The 16,284-nt window shown below is 61.0% G+C and carries 14 protein-coding genes; 3 read left to right on the top strand and 11 right to left on the bottom strand.

The annotated features are described in order from the left end of the window. Nucleotides 1–651 precede the first annotated feature (651 nt). The 4 genes from J2W46_RS22700 to J2W46_RS22685 form a co-directional block, all read right to left on the bottom strand. Entirely contained in the window at nucleotides 652–1,983 is a 1,332-nt protein-coding gene (locus tag J2W46_RS22700) for an MFS transporter (RefSeq protein ID WP_310356352.1), read from the bottom strand. A 59-nt stretch (nucleotides 1,984–2,042) separates the two neighbouring features. Continuing rightward, nucleotides 2,043–3,008, bottom strand: coding sequence for a hydroxymethylglutaryl-CoA lyase (locus J2W46_RS22695; protein WP_310356348.1), 966 nt, complete (start codon nucleotides 3,006–3,008; stop codon nucleotides 2,043–2,045). After that, entirely contained in the window at nucleotides 3,005–4,198 is a 1,194-nt protein-coding gene (locus J2W46_RS22690; protein WP_310356346.1) for a CaiB/BaiF CoA transferase family protein, read from the bottom strand. Before J2W46_RS22690 ends, J2W46_RS22695 begins: the two co-directional genes overlap by 4 nt. 118 nt (nucleotides 4,199–4,316) lie before the next feature. Continuing rightward, nucleotides 4,317–5,255, bottom strand: coding sequence for a LysR family transcriptional regulator (locus J2W46_RS22685; protein WP_204523339.1), 939 nt, complete (start codon nucleotides 5,253–5,255; stop codon nucleotides 4,317–4,319). Between the two features lie 345 nt (nucleotides 5,256–5,600). Here J2W46_RS22685 and J2W46_RS22680 point away from each other — a divergent pair, with 345 nt between their 5' ends. Both J2W46_RS22680 and J2W46_RS22675 read left to right on the top strand, forming a co-directional pair. After that, a complete protein-coding gene (locus tag J2W46_RS22680; RefSeq protein ID WP_088175439.1) occupies nucleotides 5,601–6,563 on the top strand; it encodes a GlxA family transcriptional regulator in 963 nt (320 codons plus the stop codon). Between the two features lie 85 nt (nucleotides 6,564–6,648). Beyond that, complete coding sequence (locus tag J2W46_RS22675) at nucleotides 6,649–7,407, top strand: SDR family oxidoreductase (RefSeq protein ID WP_088175440.1); 759 nt, start codon at nucleotides 6,649–6,651, stop codon at nucleotides 7,405–7,407. Nucleotides 7,408–8,088: 681 nt separating this feature from the next. Here J2W46_RS22675 and J2W46_RS22670 read toward each other — a convergent pair. The 5 genes from J2W46_RS22670 to J2W46_RS22650 all read right to left on the bottom strand — a co-directional run bounded on the left by J2W46_RS22670 (nucleotide 8,089) and on the right by J2W46_RS22650 (nucleotide 14,033). Further along, nucleotides 8,089–8,454: a response regulator gene (locus J2W46_RS22670; protein ID WP_020068625.1), complete on the bottom strand. Its 366-nt coding sequence runs from the start codon at nucleotides 8,452–8,454 to the stop codon at nucleotides 8,089–8,091. A gap of 28 nt (nucleotides 8,455–8,482) precedes the next feature. Further along, complete coding sequence (locus J2W46_RS22665) at nucleotides 8,483–9,022, bottom strand: hypothetical protein (RefSeq protein ID WP_310356341.1); 540 nt, start codon at nucleotides 9,020–9,022, stop codon at nucleotides 8,483–8,485. After that, nucleotides 9,019–9,753, bottom strand: coding sequence for a methyl-accepting chemotaxis protein (locus J2W46_RS22660; protein ID WP_310356340.1), 735 nt, complete (start codon nucleotides 9,751–9,753; stop codon nucleotides 9,019–9,021). Before J2W46_RS22660 ends, J2W46_RS22665 begins: the two co-directional genes overlap by 4 nt. Nucleotides 9,754–9,797: 44 nt before the next feature. After that, the gene (locus J2W46_RS22655) at nucleotides 9,798–12,188 is read right to left on the bottom strand and encodes a HAMP domain-containing protein (RefSeq protein WP_310356338.1); all 2,391 of its coding nucleotides are present in this window, start codon (nucleotides 12,186–12,188) and stop codon (nucleotides 9,798–9,800) included. Between the two features lie 627 nt (nucleotides 12,189–12,815). Further along, nucleotides 12,816–14,033: a diguanylate cyclase domain-containing protein gene (locus J2W46_RS22650; RefSeq protein ID WP_310356335.1), complete on the bottom strand. Its 1,218-nt coding sequence runs from the start codon at nucleotides 14,031–14,033 to the stop codon at nucleotides 12,816–12,818. 589 nt (nucleotides 14,034–14,622) lie between these two features. On the opposite strand from J2W46_RS22650, the gene J2W46_RS22645 reads away from it, so the two are divergent. Beyond that, on the top strand, nucleotides 14,623–15,009 hold the full coding sequence (locus tag J2W46_RS22645) for a nuclear transport factor 2 family protein (protein ID WP_088175446.1): 387 nt from the start codon (nucleotides 14,623–14,625) through the stop codon (nucleotides 15,007–15,009). Nucleotides 15,010–15,031: 22 nt separating this feature from the next. Here J2W46_RS22645 and J2W46_RS22640 read toward each other — a convergent pair whose 3' ends face one another. Both J2W46_RS22640 and J2W46_RS22635 read right to left on the bottom strand, forming a co-directional pair. Next, nucleotides 15,032–15,562 (bottom strand): hypothetical protein, encoded by a 531-nt coding sequence (locus J2W46_RS22640; RefSeq protein WP_310356332.1) that lies wholly within the window; start codon nucleotides 15,560–15,562, stop codon nucleotides 15,032–15,034. Between the two features lie 217 nt (nucleotides 15,563–15,779). Then, a complete protein-coding gene (locus tag J2W46_RS22635) occupies nucleotides 15,780–16,259 on the bottom strand; it encodes a nuclear transport factor 2 family protein (RefSeq protein ID WP_310356329.1) in 480 nt (159 codons plus the stop codon). Nucleotides 16,260–16,284: the final 25 nt, after the last annotated feature.

Genomic DNA, 16,284 nt, shown 5'->3' with positions numbered 1-16,284 from the left:
GACATTTTGGAATCCTACTAAATGTCTCGACGAGGCCCCCCTTTTCCAGTGAGGGCTCGCCTCTGCATTATCAAATCGATCCCGACCGGCGTACAGATGAAAACTGTCGCAGTTTTGTAAAACAAAATCGGGATAGGTCTTACGCATAACCAGCTAACGGATTGACTGACGCTGGACAGAACCAGATCGTCCGCAAGATAGGGAAAGGCATGAAAAAACGCCCGCGCGAGGCGGGCAGCAGTAACTATCGGGGGAAACGGGGGACGTCACATAGCGCTCATCATCGCGCCGCTGCTGCCAGTGGGTCGCACCATGGGACGCAACCGACCAGCGATCCAACGGGTGAGCAGGTTCGACGCTAAGTGGGACGACAAGCTTCAGCGAACTGCGGGTGCGACCTACCACCAGTTCAACCGATCAGAGTGTGTGGCAACTTCAGTCAACGGCGTTGGGTCTGCACGTGGAACGACGACGGAAACGTCTTACGCTCAATCGTACTGTGCCAGCCAAAGCGAAAACTTATCCCCAGTTTTTGTTCAAAACCCTGTGGACAACCTCAGCAAACCCACACCAAGTACTTGATGGCACACTGCAATCCCGCGCCGTCTCCGCAACACTCAGCCGGAGACGGCATCGCTGGGAAACAGCCCCTCACCGTACTCCATCCTTCCGCCGCAGCGACTCCGGCAACCCGCGCAGCACGATCAACGCACAAATCACACTCATCGTACCGATCACATACAACGCGGGCGTCGTGCTGCCGGTCAGATCCCGCACGCGTCCAACCATGATCGGACTCACGATCCCCCCGAGCTGACCCAGCGTATTGATCAACGCGATGCCGCCAGCCGCGCCCGCCCCAGTCACCAGTTTAGGCGGCAGTGCCCAGAACGCCGGGATGGATGCCACCACGCCTGCGCCCATCACGGCCAACGCGACGATCAGGAAGCCCGTCTGCTTGTCGAAGAAACCCGCGGCAAAGAAGCCGATTGCCGACATCACAAGCAGCCCGAAAACGAACTTGCGCCGCTCGCCGGTTGCGTCGGACAGGCGCCCCACCACCACCATGCAGATCGCGCCGCATACATAGGGCACCGCCGTGAGCAAACCGATCAGCGTCGGATTGTGGGTGCCGGCCACGCGGATCAGATGCGGCGTCCAGAAATTCAATCCATACGACGCAACCTGAATCAGAAAGTACACGAGACCCAGCGTGAGAAAGCCTGGCGTCCTGATCGCGCCGAGCAGCGAATGACCGGTGTCGGGATGACGGCTTTGCTGCGCGATCTGCTCAGACAGATACGACTTTTCTGCGGGAGACAGCCAGCTCGCGTCCTCAATGCGGTCCTTCAATATCTTCAGCACGAGATAGCCGAGCAGCACGCACGGTAGGCCACCGAGCAGGAACAGCCAGTGCCATCCGGGCATACCGAGCACGCCGTTCATATGCCCGATAACCAGGCCGGCAAGCGGCGCACCGACCAGCCCCGAAAATGCCGACGCGAGAAACAGCATCGACGTAATACGCCCACGATAGCTCGGCGGAAACCACAGCGTGAGGTAATACAGCACGCCGGGAGCGAAGCCCGCTTCCATTGCGCCGATCAGAAAACGCAGTCCGTAAAACTGCCATTCGGTATTGACGAAAACCATCGCCGCCGTGGCGAGTCCCCACGAAATCATGATCCGTGCAATCCAGCGCCGCGCCCCGACCTTATACAGGAACAGATTGCTTGGCACTTCGAACAATACGTAGCCGATCACGAACAGGCTCGCGCCAAGACCATACGCGGTGTCGGATAACCCGAGATCGCTTTGCAACTGAAACTTGGCGAAGCTGATATTAATGCGGTCGAAGAACGCAAACAGATAGCAAATCATGATGAGCGGCATCAGCCGCCATGCCACTTTGCGGATAATGGCCGCCGCGCCGTCCGCGCTTTGCTCGCGGCCGCCGGTTGCGATTGCGCCCAGGTCACTCATGTTCGTCTCCAATGCCGGATTCGGCGCTGCCGTCCGGTCGTTTAGTGGATCAAGGAAAGTTAGATTTGCAGCACGTAGTCCGGCACGGGATGCAGGTCGCTGTTGCGTCCGGCCTTCGCCACCTGCCCGGGTACGTCATGGCCGAGCAGATCCGGCAGTGCCCGCGACAACGCGAGCAGCTTCTCCAGATCGATGCCGGTCGGAATGCCCATCTCATCGCACAGATTCACGAGGTCTTCCGTACAGATGTTGCCGGATGCACCCGGCGCGAACGGACAACCGCCAAGGCCGCCCAACGCGGCGTCGAAACGACGTGCGCCGGCCTCATACGCAGCCAGCACGTTGGCAAGCCCAAGTCCGCGCGTATTGTGAAAGTGGAGCGTGAGCGCGGAAGGCGTCACGCGTTCAAGCACCCGCGTTACGAGCCGCGTCACCTGGCGCGGATTCGCCATGCCGGTCGTATCCGCGAGCGTGATGCCCTGTATGCCCATCTCGCGATATGTATCGACAATGCCGACCACGCGGTCCTCGTCGATCGTGCCTTCAAACGGACAGCCGAACGCAGTCGCTACGGAAGCGTTGAGCAATACGCCCGAATCTTTGACATGACGCACGATGTCGCCAAACGCCGTCAACGACAACTCGCAACTCATGCGCATATTCGCGCGGTTGTGCGTCTGACTTGCCGACATCACGAGGTTCAGTTCATCCGCCTTCGCAGCCAGCGCGCGCTCGGCGCCCTTGAGGTTGGGCACCAACGCGACATAGATCACGCCCGCATGGCGCTCGATCTGCTGAAACACCGCCTCGCCATCGCGCAACGCCGGAATCGCTTTCGGCGATACGAACGAACCGGCCTCGATCCGCGTGAAGCCCGCCGTCGAAAGCGCGTTGATCAACGCGATCTTGTCGGCGGTATCGACCCAAGTGGGTTCGATCTGCAAGCCGTCGCGCGGCGCGACTTCCTGGACAATCAGTTTGTCGGCAGTTTTGGTGTCCATGACACCGTTCGATGCTCGGCTCATTGCACGGCTCCTTCGCGGCGAAGCCGCTCGATTTCTTCGGTTGCAAATCCGAGTTCGCTCAGCACGCTGCCGGTATGTTCGCCAAGCGTGGGACCTTGCCAGCGCACTTCCCCCGGCGTGTCCGACAGCTTCGGCACGATGCCCGGCATCTTCACCGATGCACCGCCAGGCAGTTGCGCCTGCAACAACATGTCACGCGCCTGGTAGTGCGGATCGGACACGATGTCCGCGACTGAATAGATGCGTCCCGCAGGCACTTCGGCGAGTTCCAGCGCGGCCAGCACGTCGTTGGTGGAATGGTGCGAGGTCCATGCGGCGATGGCCTCGTCCAGCATCGCGCAATGCCTGGCGCGGCCGTCGTTGTGAGCTAATGCCGGATCGTCGGCGAGATCTGCGCGGCCGATCGCCTGCATCAGCCTCCGGAAAATCGGGTCGCTGTTGCCTGCAATCACCACGTACCCGTCGTCTTCCGTGGGATACGTGTTGGACGGCGCAATGCCGGGCAAGGCGCCGCCGCTCCGCTCGCGAACGTGCCCGAGCAGGTCGTACTCGGGCACGAGGCTTTCCATCAGATTGAAAACGCTTTCGACGAGCGACACATCGACCACCTGGCCTTCTCCCTGTCCCGTCTTCACGCGAAGCAAGGACATCAACGCGCCGATCACGCCGTGCAGCGACGCGAGCGAATCGCCGAGACTCACGCCGACGCGCGCCGGCGCGCCGTCCACTTCGCCCGTCGTGTAGCGGATGCCGCCCATCGCTTCGCCGATTGCGCCGAAGCCCGGCCTGTCGCGATACGGACCAGACTGTCCATAGCCGGAGATACGGACCATCGTCAGTTTGGGGTTGATCGCGTGCAGCACGTCCCAGCCGATGCCGAGCTTTTCGAGCGCGCCCGGACGCAGATTTTCGATGATGACATCGGCCTCGGCCGCGAGCCGCTTCACGATCTCGACGCCATCCGCCGATTTGAGATTCACGCAAACCGACTTTTTGTTGCGCGACTGCAGATACCACCAGAGCGAGGTGCCCTCGTGCAGCTTGCGCCATTTGCGAAGCGGATCGCCCGTTTCAGGCGCTTCGATCTTGACCACGTCGGCGCCGAACTCGGCCATGAGGCGCGCGGCGAACGGCGCGGCAATGAGAGTTCCGATCTCGACGACGCGGATACCCTGAAGGGGTCCACTCATGTGCTGTCTCCATAGCAGTTTTCTGTTGAGAGACAGCTTGCAGGCATGCCGCGGCGGCGTCCAACCGCAATTCGCCAACGACCGTTCGCGAACGGCGAACGCTCCCGCGAGGCGCGGATTAAGTCGCCGCGGTTCGCGCGTTGTCCTTTGCTTCCACCGAACGCAGATGCTCGAACAGCAGACGGCTCACCGGCGACAATGCATCGACGTCGCGCACGACCAGCACGAGGCTGCGTTCCGACCACTCGTCTTCGAGTGGCGCACCGACCAGTCCAAGCGGGCGGCCCATGAGTTCATAAACCTTTTGCGGCAATACGCCGACGCCCATGCCTGCCTGTACCATCCGGCAAACCGCGTCGAAACCCGGCACATGGATTCGCAGCCGCAATGGCTTGCCGGCCTGGCGCGCGGCCATATGCGTGCGCGCGTTGATGGAACTCGCGGCGTGCAAGCCGACGTGATCTCCGTCGAGCGTTTCGGCGAACGCAACGCTTTCGCGCGTAGCCAACGGATGATCGTCGCGCATCACGAGCACGAGCGAATCATGACGATAGTGCTCGACGTGCAAGTCGCGCGTGTCAGCGTCGCCGGAACATATGCCTAGATCGGCCAGGCTGTCGTCCACCGCTTCGACCACGCCACCGCTCGGCCGCTCTTCCAGATCGAGCTTCACACGCTCGTGCTCCAGCTGGAACGCGCGTAAATCTTCGGGCAAGAATTCGACGATCGCCGACAGATTCGCCATCATTCGCACGTAACCACGCACGCCGCTCGCGTGTCCCGCGAGTTCAATGCCGATGTTTTCGATGTCGCGCATCACGCGCCGTGCGTGATGCAGCAGCGTTTCGCCGGCCGGCGTGAGCGTCATGCCGCGCGCGTTGCGCTGGAACAGCGTGGCGCCGACCGCCTGCTCCAATTCGAGCAGGCGCTTGCTCGCTGCCGAAACGGCAATCGCCTCGCGCTCCGCGGCGCGCGTGAGCGTGCCTTCCTCGTAGACGGCAAGGAACAGTTGAAGGGTCGTAAGGTCGAGCTTACGAAGAAGGTTCTTGATCACCATGGTGCGGCGCCGGCAGTTCAGTCAGTGCTAATCATCCCACATGCAGCCGCGCAGCCCGAGCCCTGAATTGTCGTGGTGAGATCGCCCAGCGGCAACGCGGGCATTCATGGCCATGAGAAGAGTCTGTGATTGTGCGAACCAACAGAGCCGCTTGCCGTGCAGCGCTAAAGCGCGTTTGGTATGCTGGATCGCCGGTCATTTCGCGGGGCGCCATGGTCGTTCCCTCGGCCTCAGTATTCACCAACGCGCTTGTTGCGATAAGCGCCGCGACCGGTCGAACGCGGCCAACCGCACAGCGTTGGCTGCCAAGGCTCGCAGTTCGCCCATCGTCAAAGGAATCATTCGATGCCCACCGTCGCGATAGCGATTTTCCCCGGCGTGCAGGCGCTCGACGTCGCCGGGCCTGTCGATGTGTTCTCGGAAGCGAACCGCTTCGTCACGCCACAGGAGCGCTACGAGGTCACACTGCTGAGCGCAAAGCAAGCGCCGCTGCGCGCGTCGAACGGCATGACGTTAATCGCCGACGCCACGTTCGATCACGCTCGCGAGCCATTCGATCTCGCGTTGGTCGCGGGCGGCCCTGCACTGCCCGAAGGCGAGCCGCCCGCTGCACCGCTGCTCGACTGGTTGACCAACGTCGCGCCTCGATGCGCGCGTTACGGTTCCATTTGCACCGGCGCTTTCGCGCTTGGACATGCGGGCCTGCTCGATGCACGCAACGTCACCACACATTGGCAACATGCGGCCCAACTCGCTGCGCAGTTTCCCGAAGCGCGCGTCGATTACGACCGCATTTATTTGCGCGATGGCCAGCTGGTGACGTCGGCGGGCGTGACTGCGGGCATCGATCTGTCGCTCGCACTCGTCGCCGAAGACCATGGTTCGCACATTGCACTCGCAGTGGCGAAGCGGCTTGTCGTATTCGCGCAGCGGCAAGGCGGTCAGTCGCAATTCAGCCCATACCTCACGGCACCCGCCGACGAAACATCGCCGGTCGCAAAAGTCCAGGCGCATGTCATGGAGCGCATCCACGAAAGCTTTACGGTCAAAGAACTGGCCGACGTCGCCGGAATGAGCGCCCGTAATTTCGCGCGCGTGTTCGTGCAGGAAACGGGCGTGACGCCGCATGAGTTTGTCGAGCGCGCGCGTGTGGATGCAGCGCGCAAGCTGCTGGAAAGCAGCGGCGCTGCGCTCAAGACGATCGCCTACGATTGCGGTTTCGGCACGGCCGAGCGCATGCGGATCGTCTTCATGAAAAGAATCGGCGCAACGCCGATGCAATATCGTGAGCGCTTTCGGGCCACCTGATCACCGTCGATGAGCGGCGCCGCTGCGCGCGCAAAACATGCGTGAGAAGATAACGTTCTGCTCAAGCCAACGCTCAAGGAACGACATGAACCCCTCTTCTCCGATTCGCGCGATCGTCACCGGACACACGCGCGGCCTTGGCGCGGCGCTCGCTGAACAACTGCTTGCACGCGATATCGCGGTGCTCGGTCTATCGCGCTCGCGTCATGCATCGCTCAAACAGCGCTTTCCCACGCTGCTAGAAGAAACCGAACTCGCACTTGCCGATACAGCACGCGTTGCTGAATGGCTGGCCACCGATGCTTTGCGCGCATTCGTCAGCGGCGCAGAGACTGTCCTGCTGATCAACAACGCGGGCATGGTGCAGCCAATCGGTCCGATCGAAGGGCAGGACGTGGTGGACATCGCGACTGCAGTCAGCCTCAACGTGGCAACGCCGCTAATGCTCGCGAGCGCACTCGCCGCCGCAAGCCCGCACGCGAGCGATCGGCGCATCGTGCATATTTCGAGCGGCGCGGCGCGCAACGCTTACGCCGGCTGGAGCATCTACTGCGCGACGAAGGCGGCACTCGATCACCATGCGCGCGCCGTCTCGCTCGACGCGAACCGCGCGTTGCGCATCTGCAGTCTTGCGCCTGGTGTGATCGATACGAACATGCAGGCAGAGATTCGCGGAACCGGCGTCGAACAGTTCCCCATGCGTGAGAAGTTCGAGGACCTCAAGCGCACCGGTCAGCTTTCCACGCCCGAGCAATGCGCGGCTCAGTTGCTCGACTACGCACTTAGCGATGCATTCGGTGAAACGCCGGTGGCCGACATTCGCGAAATCGCGAAGTCGGCTTGACGTGTAGCTGGCATCGTAGCTCCCGAAAAACCTCACCTTTGCGTGCATGCGGCGATGATTCCCGTGGCTTTGCGACGAAGTCATCGCGCGAATCACGCTCTTTATTCGGGGATTTTTGCCCGTTGCTTCGCTTCTTGCCGATGATTCGGAGGCGAAGCTCGCGCTCCCGAAAAACCTCACCTTCGGTACGAAGCGATCAACACTTCGCAGCTGGCGGCGTTTTCCGAACTCCCGAAAACACTCACCTTTCGCAGTAAGGGACAGGCTGCAAAGCCATACTGGGCGGGGCACCGGTTGCCCGAAACAGACGATTCCCGAAAACTCTCACCTTTCGGATGCGCAAACGATCTGGATACCCAGGTAAGACGCCGTAGCACGCGATTCGATACAGAAGGACTCGTCGGCGGCGAATCGTGCGACTACATGAACGGTGAGGCGGTTTGAGTCTGGCCGCTCACGGTCGATGCAACGTCCTAACCCCTCCCGAATTCCCTCACCTTTGCGCGGGCGACACGCGACGGAGAGCTCTCTTGCATTACCGCGTCGGCTGGACGTCTAGCGAATTTTTGCGGTTTTTGCAGCAAGAAGCGGAGCTAGCCGAGCGTTTCGAGCCGCCGCCGACTCGCTCCCGAAAAGCCTCACCTTTGCCCTCGCGGTCGTGCATCAACTCGCGGTCGTGCATCAACTCGCGAGCTTGCGAAACGTCTCGAGAACCGCGTCGCCCTTAAACGGCTTCACGATCCAACCTTTGACACCCGCCGCCTTGCCGCGCTCTTTCATCGCCGGGCTGCTTTCCGTTGTGAGCATGATGACGTTGACCGTCTTGTTCGCGAGTTCGCCGCGAATCTTTTCGACCATAGTGAGACCGTCCATGTTCGGCATGTTGACGTCGCTGATCACGAGCTTGATGCCTGGACTAGCCTTCAGTTTCGCGAGGCCGTCTTTGCCGTCCACCGCGGTGTCCACGTCGAGACCATTCTTCTTCAGAAAGCCGGCCACTTCGTCGCGCACCGTGCCTGAGTCGTCCACTACCAGAATTTTCGACATATCTTTCCCTTCATCAATCCGTCAGAGATCAAAACAGCTCCAGCTCACCGCTGGTTTCTTCAATGGCGCTCGTGTCTGCAACAAAATCGAGAGGCGCATACGCGCAAACGCATAGCGTCGCCCCAAGCCGCGCGGTGCCGCCGAGCATCACCGAATACGAAGACAGCAGCGCCGGCTTCAACTCATGCAGATGCGGCAGGCAATGCGCGCTCAGCACGTACGGCGTCGACATGCCGAGGTCCGGGAAGTAGCGCAGCAGTTCCTGATTGATCGCGCCGCAACACAGATTGCAGATTTCCAGGAACGCGTCCTGAAACGGCCGCTCGTCGGCTTCCTTCAGGTAGTACGCGCGCGTGCTGTCGTTTTCGTCGAAATGAAGAATCAGCAGCAGCCTGAACACGATCGACGAAATGGTCAGTACGACGACCTGTGTGCCGTGTGCCGTGCCTGTGTCGGCTTGCGCGATCGGGACGATCTCGCACTGGTCGTCTGGACTCAGCGGCAAGCGCGCCTGCGCGGCCTTGCGAAATATGCGCTCGAAGCTGTCCTTGGCGTGGGCCGTAATCACGCGGACACCTCGTCCAGCTTCGAATGAAACTGACTGGCCATCGACTCCACACTGGCAAGCGACGCCGCAATCATCTTGCCGCCGGCCTGAATGTCCTGAAACGTGGAAGTCGTGGTCAAGTCGTTGCGATGCAGGCTGTCGCGATAGCTCTTCGACAATTCCTCGGAACGCGCGGCGAGCGAGCGCACTTCGCTCGCCACCACCGCAAAGCCGCGGCCGGCGGGACCCGCGCGTGCCGCTTCGATCGACGCGTTCAGCGACACGATCACCACATGCCGCACGATGGATGAGAGCTCCTGATTCTTCGCGTGCATGTCGTGGTTCTGCGTCATCAGCGAGATCATTTGCTCGTGCCAACGCTCGAACGCAGCGCCCAGGCTTTTCAGGCGCGCGGCTTCGCTGGCAAGTTGCCGCGCCTGCTGCGCCAACTGTTCCCTGTCTTCGGTAATGCTTTTGAGCGTCGCGCGCAATTCGTCGACGCTTGCCGATCGTTCCATCAATTCGGCGCGCAATTGGGCGGTCTGCGTTTGCAGCTCATGCTCGGCCCGCTCGCGCTCGTGTGCTGCTGCGTCGAGCGCGACGTGCCCGGCCCTGAGCGAATTGATCTGGGCTTGCGCGTCCGCACGCAGCCTTGCGGTCAGCCGCGTAACGTACAGCCGATGCGCGGCCACCCCGAGCAACGCGGTCGCGGCGCTGCCCGCCAGCGCCGCCAATAGATACTGTTGAATCACAACCATTCCTTGAATGACGCCGCGGCGTGCGGCGCAAAAAATGCTCAGCGCGTCACTGCGTCGACGCGAACTTCGCCGTCTTCGTTGCGCGACTCGGTGCCGAGCGTGTCGACGGCGGCGCTGTCCGGCAGACACACGATCGTTTGGAATTGGCGAAACGCCGCGCCTTTGTGATCGTCGGTGAAGCGCAGTTCGATGCTGCCGTTTTCGCGCTTCAGGAAGTCGCGCACGGCGTCCATGCCGACGCCGCGGCCCGACACTGCGGTGACGGTGTCCGCGGTCGAAAAGCCCGGACGGAAAATCAGCTCGGCGATGGCTTCGTCGCCCGGCGTTTCGTCGGGACCGATCCAGCCGCGCTCCATCGCAATGCCGCGAATGCGTTCCAGCGCGAGGCCGCGACCGTCGTCGCTGAGCGTGATCTGCAATGCGCCGCCATCCACGCCGACCTCGATCGAGATCGCGCCAGCCGGCGTCTTGCCTTTTGCGGCGCGGGCTTCGGCGGACTCAATGCCGTGATCCATCGAGTTGCGCAGCAAATGCATGAAGACGTTGTTCAGCGTGCCGGCCGACTTGCCACGCAGCCGGTAGCCGTTGTCGGCGATATGCACGGACGGCGCAGGCTTGCCCAATTCGCCTGCGAGCGACGGAAGCGAGCCCAACACGCCCGACAGCGCATCGCGGATGCTTTGGCTGCCGAGCGCGAGTAAATTGCGGCGCAGTGTCTTTTGCATCGCCTGGAGTTCGTGCAGTTCGCTTGCATTCGTCTCGTCGAGCAGACTCACGATGCGCTGCATCTCTTCCTTGTCGACCATCACATAGCGGCCCGCGTTGCCCGCGTCGTTTCGCTGCGCCTTGCCCTTTCGGCCAAGGCTTTGCTCGTTGATCGTCGCGTAACTTTCGATAGCCTCGCGCACACGCGTCAACTCCCGCATCAGATGCTCCTGATCCCACGGGCGATCCGTGTCGGGCTGTCGCAACTCGTGGTAGCTCTGCTCCGTTTCGTGAACGACATCGGTCAGATGCTGCAGGTTGTACGTGCGCGCATTGCCCTTGATGGTGTGCATATTGCGGAACAGCTCTGCAATCGCGGCGTGGTCGGCCTCCGAATGCTTGCGGATGATGCGCTCGTTCTCGCTAATAAATCCGGCCGAGCTCTCGATGAAGTGATGGAACTTCTCTTCGCTGACCGCCAGAATTTCGCCGATCATGTCGAGGCGCCGGCGCTGTTCGCTGGCTTCCGCAGCGAGCTTGCGCAACTCGGTCACGTCTCGCACGCAAAGCATCAAGCGGACAATGGTGTCGTCTTCGTCGGTAATTGCGGACCAGCTCAGGTCGAGAATTTTCACGCGGCCATCGGGCATGCGCTTCGAAATTTCGCCGACCAGCAAATGCTGATTGAACGCGAAGTTGATGCAGTCTTCGCCAAGGCACGCATGCGCGGCGGCGTCGACTTGCGACAACGCGTCGGCGCCCAGATCGGTGTCTGCGAACACGAGGTCCATGAGTCCGCGCCCGGCAATGTCCTTCGTCTCGAAGATGTCTTCCAGATACGCCGAGTACTCCGCATGGATCACGGCGCCGTCGATCACCGTCAGGATGCCCTGTTGCATGTTCTGCAACATCGCCTGGATGTCGGCGGTTTTCTGTTTGAGTTGCGCCGAGCTTTGCTGGATCTTCTCGATCATGCCGTTGAAGGCGACAATCGAATGGCCGATCTCATCGAGCCGCCCCACCGGCACGCGGCGCGTGAAGTCCTGGCTGGACGCGATCTCGCTCATCATGGCCTGCATGCGGCTGAGCGGCCGCGTGATCTGACGGTAGAGCAAAGCGCCGATCGAAGTCAGCAGAATAATCGCGATGCCGGTCACGGCAGCAATCGCGGTCGTCGTGGTCGCCAGTGTCGCGTTCAGCGTCGTGATCGCTTCGTCTTTCTCGCGGTTCTTCTCAACGCGCAGCGTTTCGACAATACCCTCGAGTTCATCTCGATACTGTGCGACGTTCGCAAACAGGTAGGCCTGCGCGAGTTCATTCTTGCCGTCGGCTTTCATTTTCGCCGTCTCGGCAATCGCGGAGAAGTAATTGTCGAGACTGTCGTTGGCCTGCGAAACGAGACCCTTCTGCGCGTGGCTCGCGGCGTCTTTCGCCTGCAAGGCGAGCGCCTGTTGGAGCGCGATTCTTTTCTTCTTCAGTTCGTCCTGCGCCTGCGCGACAACGGCGCCGTCGGGCGCGTAGACAAGCGTCATGGTCGCGAGCTGAACGTCCTTGACCTGCGATACAAGGTCGGCGGAAGCCAGCGCGCTGGGCACTACGCCTTCGGTGACCTTGCGCACTTCGGCTGCGCTGCCGCGCGTTTGATAGACGGCGTAACCGCCGATCGCCGACAACGCGACGAACATTAAAACAACCAATAGCGTAATGCGATGACGGATAGTCATGTGAACCCCGGGTTCTGGCCTTCGCGTCTGCCCTCGTTTGGAGCAGCGCGTTTTTTATGCGACATGAGATCTTGCTTGCAGCGCTGCCGAGTATTGCCGACCCGTGTTACTAAGCGATGACTACAGACTTAACTTCGCATTCGGAGCCGCAATTTTTAATTCTCAAGTTTTCGGCGGCTATGCCGTTGGGTGGCGTCCGTTGCGTTCGCGTGTCGACATTTACCAAACCGAAAGGCGGAAGGCGGAAGGCGGGATCGAGTCTGGGGCGCTCCCGAATATCCTCACCACATCGTTAAAGGTGCGCACAGCGGCGCGCCTACCTCACCTGTCGGACATAGGCGAGTCTGATAGTCAGGTACCTCCTGGAATCGCTCACCTTTGCGGCAACCTCCTGGAACTCCTCACCTTTGCGCGTGACGCCAGCTGACAACGCCGCGTGGGGCGCTCAACGGTGCGGCGTAAATCCTGGGACGACTCACCATTGCGGACATGGCATCGTCTCCTGGAACGTCTCACCTTTGTGTGCACAAGGTCAAAGGTGATGCCGTCTCCTGGAATTCCTCACCATCCTGGAATTGCTCACCTTTGACGGCGGTATGCCAACACAGGCTGCCGCCGTGCGACGCGTTATCTCGTCAGCTTGACGACATTCGAAAGCCCCGGTCCCGGCGACGAACCGAAGCTGTAAGTGGAGCGGCCGCTGCGCTTGGCCACATACATGGCGGCGTCCGCAACGTCTAGCAGTCCTGCGATGGTCTGAACCCGGTCGGGAAAGGTGGCGATGCCGATACTCACGCCAATCGCAAAACGACCGCCATACTCTTTGTCACCGACAGCGCGAACACTTGAAAGCAGACGGTCGGCGAGTTCCCTTAACTTCGCGTCGTCACCGCAATCCGTCGCGAGTAGAACGAACTCGTCGCCACCAACACGAGCGAGCATGTCGTTCTGTCGCGTCGCCGCGCGTAGCGATTCGGCGAGCCGACGCAGCAGTACGTCGCCGGCGCTGTGGCCCATCGCATCATTCACATTCTTGAAGCCGTCTATGTCGAGGTACAGCAGCGCGACGCGCTTAGCGGCGGCCGCATCGTTCGAAAGTGCGTCGATGGTGGAAAGCAGCCGGCGCCGGTTCGGCAGTCCCGTCAAAGTGTCCTGCGCCGCTTGCTGGTTGAGTGCGTTGGAATACGCATGCACCCTCGCGAACGCACGACGCTGAATATAGACCGTATAACCCATCAGGCAGCACACCAGCACAGCGATAGCAACTAGCGCAGCGCTTCCGAACATCAGGCGCTGGTGAGCGTCTTCTGTCGCCACCCTTCGTCTTTCGCGCCAGTCGTTCAGCAACAGACTAAGGTCCTGGCGCAGACCGTCCATGTAAAGCTTGCCTTCGTTCGTCTGCACGAGTGCGACGGCAGCGATGCGATTGCCGCTGCGAGCAAGCTCGATGGTGCGCGCAAGTTCCGTCACCTTGTCGGTCTTCGCGTGCTCGACACGGCGCACGAGTTCGAGAGATCTCTCGTCGCTGCCCGCCACCTGCTGCAAGCGCAGCACGGTGTCGTCGAGATCACGAATGCCCTCGCGGTAAGGTACGAGGTAACTTTCGTCGCCTGTCAGCAGATAGCCGCGCTGACCGGTCTCCGCGTTCTCCAGATCGTGCAGCACGCGGTTGGCTGCGCCGAGCACGGCAAACGCTTCTTCGTCGCGCAAACCGTCGGCAACGATGATCCGCGCTTCATACACGAAGAGGCCGGCGGCGACCAGCAAGCCAATGGCCATGCTGACGTACAGCACGATGAAACGGTTACGATCGGCTTTCGCGGAGCGAAACAGACGCGCGGTCACAAGAGCTCCAGGGCGGTGAGGGTGACGGGAAGGTTGCAATCATACTGGAGAGCCGTGGCGGCTTCCCGTCAGGGTGGGCAAGTGGACCGCCAGGGCCGCTTATCGTTCGACGTTCGACGTTCGCCGTTTTGTCAAACAGACGAACTGCCCGCTACCCGCGCGTCCTTGCGCTCATCACGGCAGTTGCGGTCTGCCGGCAAACGCGGCGACGTGATCACTGGGAACGGCGAAAATTTCCACTGAAGAATTATTCCTGCACTGCCTGCGTGACGCTCAAACAATGCTTGGAAGTGCACGTCATACAGCTTTGCCGAGGCGTGCGTGTGTGGTGCATTTAATCAAAAGAAGGCTTACCAAGGCCTTGCGAATAAGGCTTCACTTCGCTGACAACTTTGCCTATTTTTCATAGAGCCACCAGCGAATCCGCAACCAGTTGCGGCGCACTTCAAACAGACTTTTCATAAGCTCCGCACGCCTGATCCGAGACCGCTAGTGCACAGCCGTGGCCGACGCCGGCGGTTGAGCGCAGGCGCAGATCGCCCTGAACAACAGCCCCGTCCGCTCATATGATCTTTTGAAGGAGACAGCAATGAGCACGAATCTCTCAGTCGTCAAAGGTGCATACGAGGCGTTTCAGCGGGGCGACATTCCCGCGATACTCGAGGTCATCGCGGACGACGTTGAATGGCGTGTCGTTGGACCCGCTTCGCTGCCGTTTCCAAGAGAATGCCGCAACAAGAACGAGGTGTCCGCGTTCTTCAAGTCGCTCGCGGAAAGCGACGACATCGCAGTATTCGAACCGCGCGAATATATCGACGCGGGGGACGATATCGTCACACTAGGCTTCGTGAAGGGCACGATCCGATCGACGGGCGAAGCCGTTGAAAGCGAGTGGATTCACGTCATGACACTCAAGAACGGCTTGCTGACGCGTTTTGTCGAGTTCTTCGATACGGCAACGAGAGGCGGCCACTAGCCTCACATTGCACGAGTCGCGGCTAGAACTTCACCTTCACCTGGAAGCCGATAGTGAACGGAAGGTCGTCGGAAGGAATCGGCGGGATGACGATGAAGTTCGCACCGACGCGCTTGTACTCGACCATGACGAGCGGGGCGAGCACTGGCCCAATCGTATGGTCGCGGCCGAGTCCCCAGTTGCCGTAGTTATAGCCGGAGATGATGCCGCCCATCGCCGCGATTCGCACAATGCCCCAATGCAGGAAGTCGGGTGACCAGACGCCGCCGCCGTAATACGACGGCCGGCGCAGCGAATTGCGAAAGCCGCCCGCCGTCAGCGCCCATTGATTGTTGAGCCAGCATTCGACGCCAAGCCCCGGATTGAACTGCTCGAAATGCTTGTCCGGGTCGGGATTGATGTGATACGAGCCGAGCATGGCGTCGACCCAAACGCCGCCGTCGCACCAGCTGCCCGCGTGCGCTGCCGATGTCCCAGCGAGGCCCGCGACGAGCGCGAACAATGTGTGGCTGATGTGCTTGCGGATGTCCCTACTGATCTGCCGAAGATGCATGTCCTCTCCACCACCGGTCGAGCGCCGGCGTGATGCTGTTTGGTTTTTGTGCGTGCCGCCCGTCGCGCACTGTACCGCAAGCCACTCATGCGATGTTGAAGACGCACTCGGGCTTGCGGGCACAAGACGTGCCGGAAAGCGGCAGCACAACCATAACGGAGGACTGATGGCAAAGCGGTGAAGGCGACGCGCCCGCCTTCACGTTGCGTGGAAATGTCTAGAGGCCGAGATCGGAGAGACCGGGATGATCGTCGGGACGGCGGCCGAGCGGCCAGTGATACAGCCGGTCCGCTTCACGAATGGGAAGATCATTGATGCTCGCGTGACGGTGCGCCATCAATCCGTTTTCGTCGAACTCCCAATTCTCGTTGCCGTACGAGCGGAACCAGTTGTTCGAGTCGTCATGCCATTCGTAGGCAAAGCGCACGGCAATGCGATTGTCGGTGAACGCCCACAACTCCTTGATCAAACGATAGTCCAGCTCCTTCGCCCACTTGCGGCGCAACAGCCCGACGATTTCCGCGCGGCCATGCGTGAACTCGGCGCGGTTGCGCCACACGCTGTCCGGCGTGTACGCGAGCGACACGCGTTCGGGATCGCGGGTGTTCCAGCCGTCTTCAGCGGCGCGTACTTTCTGGATCGCGGTTTCGCGCGTGAACGGCGGCAGCGGCGGGCGGCTTTCGATTTGATCGGCCATGAGATTCCTCGCTAATGGTCAGATT

Origin of the sequence: Paraburkholderia strydomiana (assembly GCF_031456815.1) — a bacterium.
GTDB lineage: Bacteria > Pseudomonadota > Gammaproteobacteria > Burkholderiales > Burkholderiaceae > Paraburkholderia > Paraburkholderia caledonica.
The sequence above is the reverse complement of the archived record's forward strand: the minus strand, read 5'-3'. Positions and strand labels throughout refer to the sequence as shown.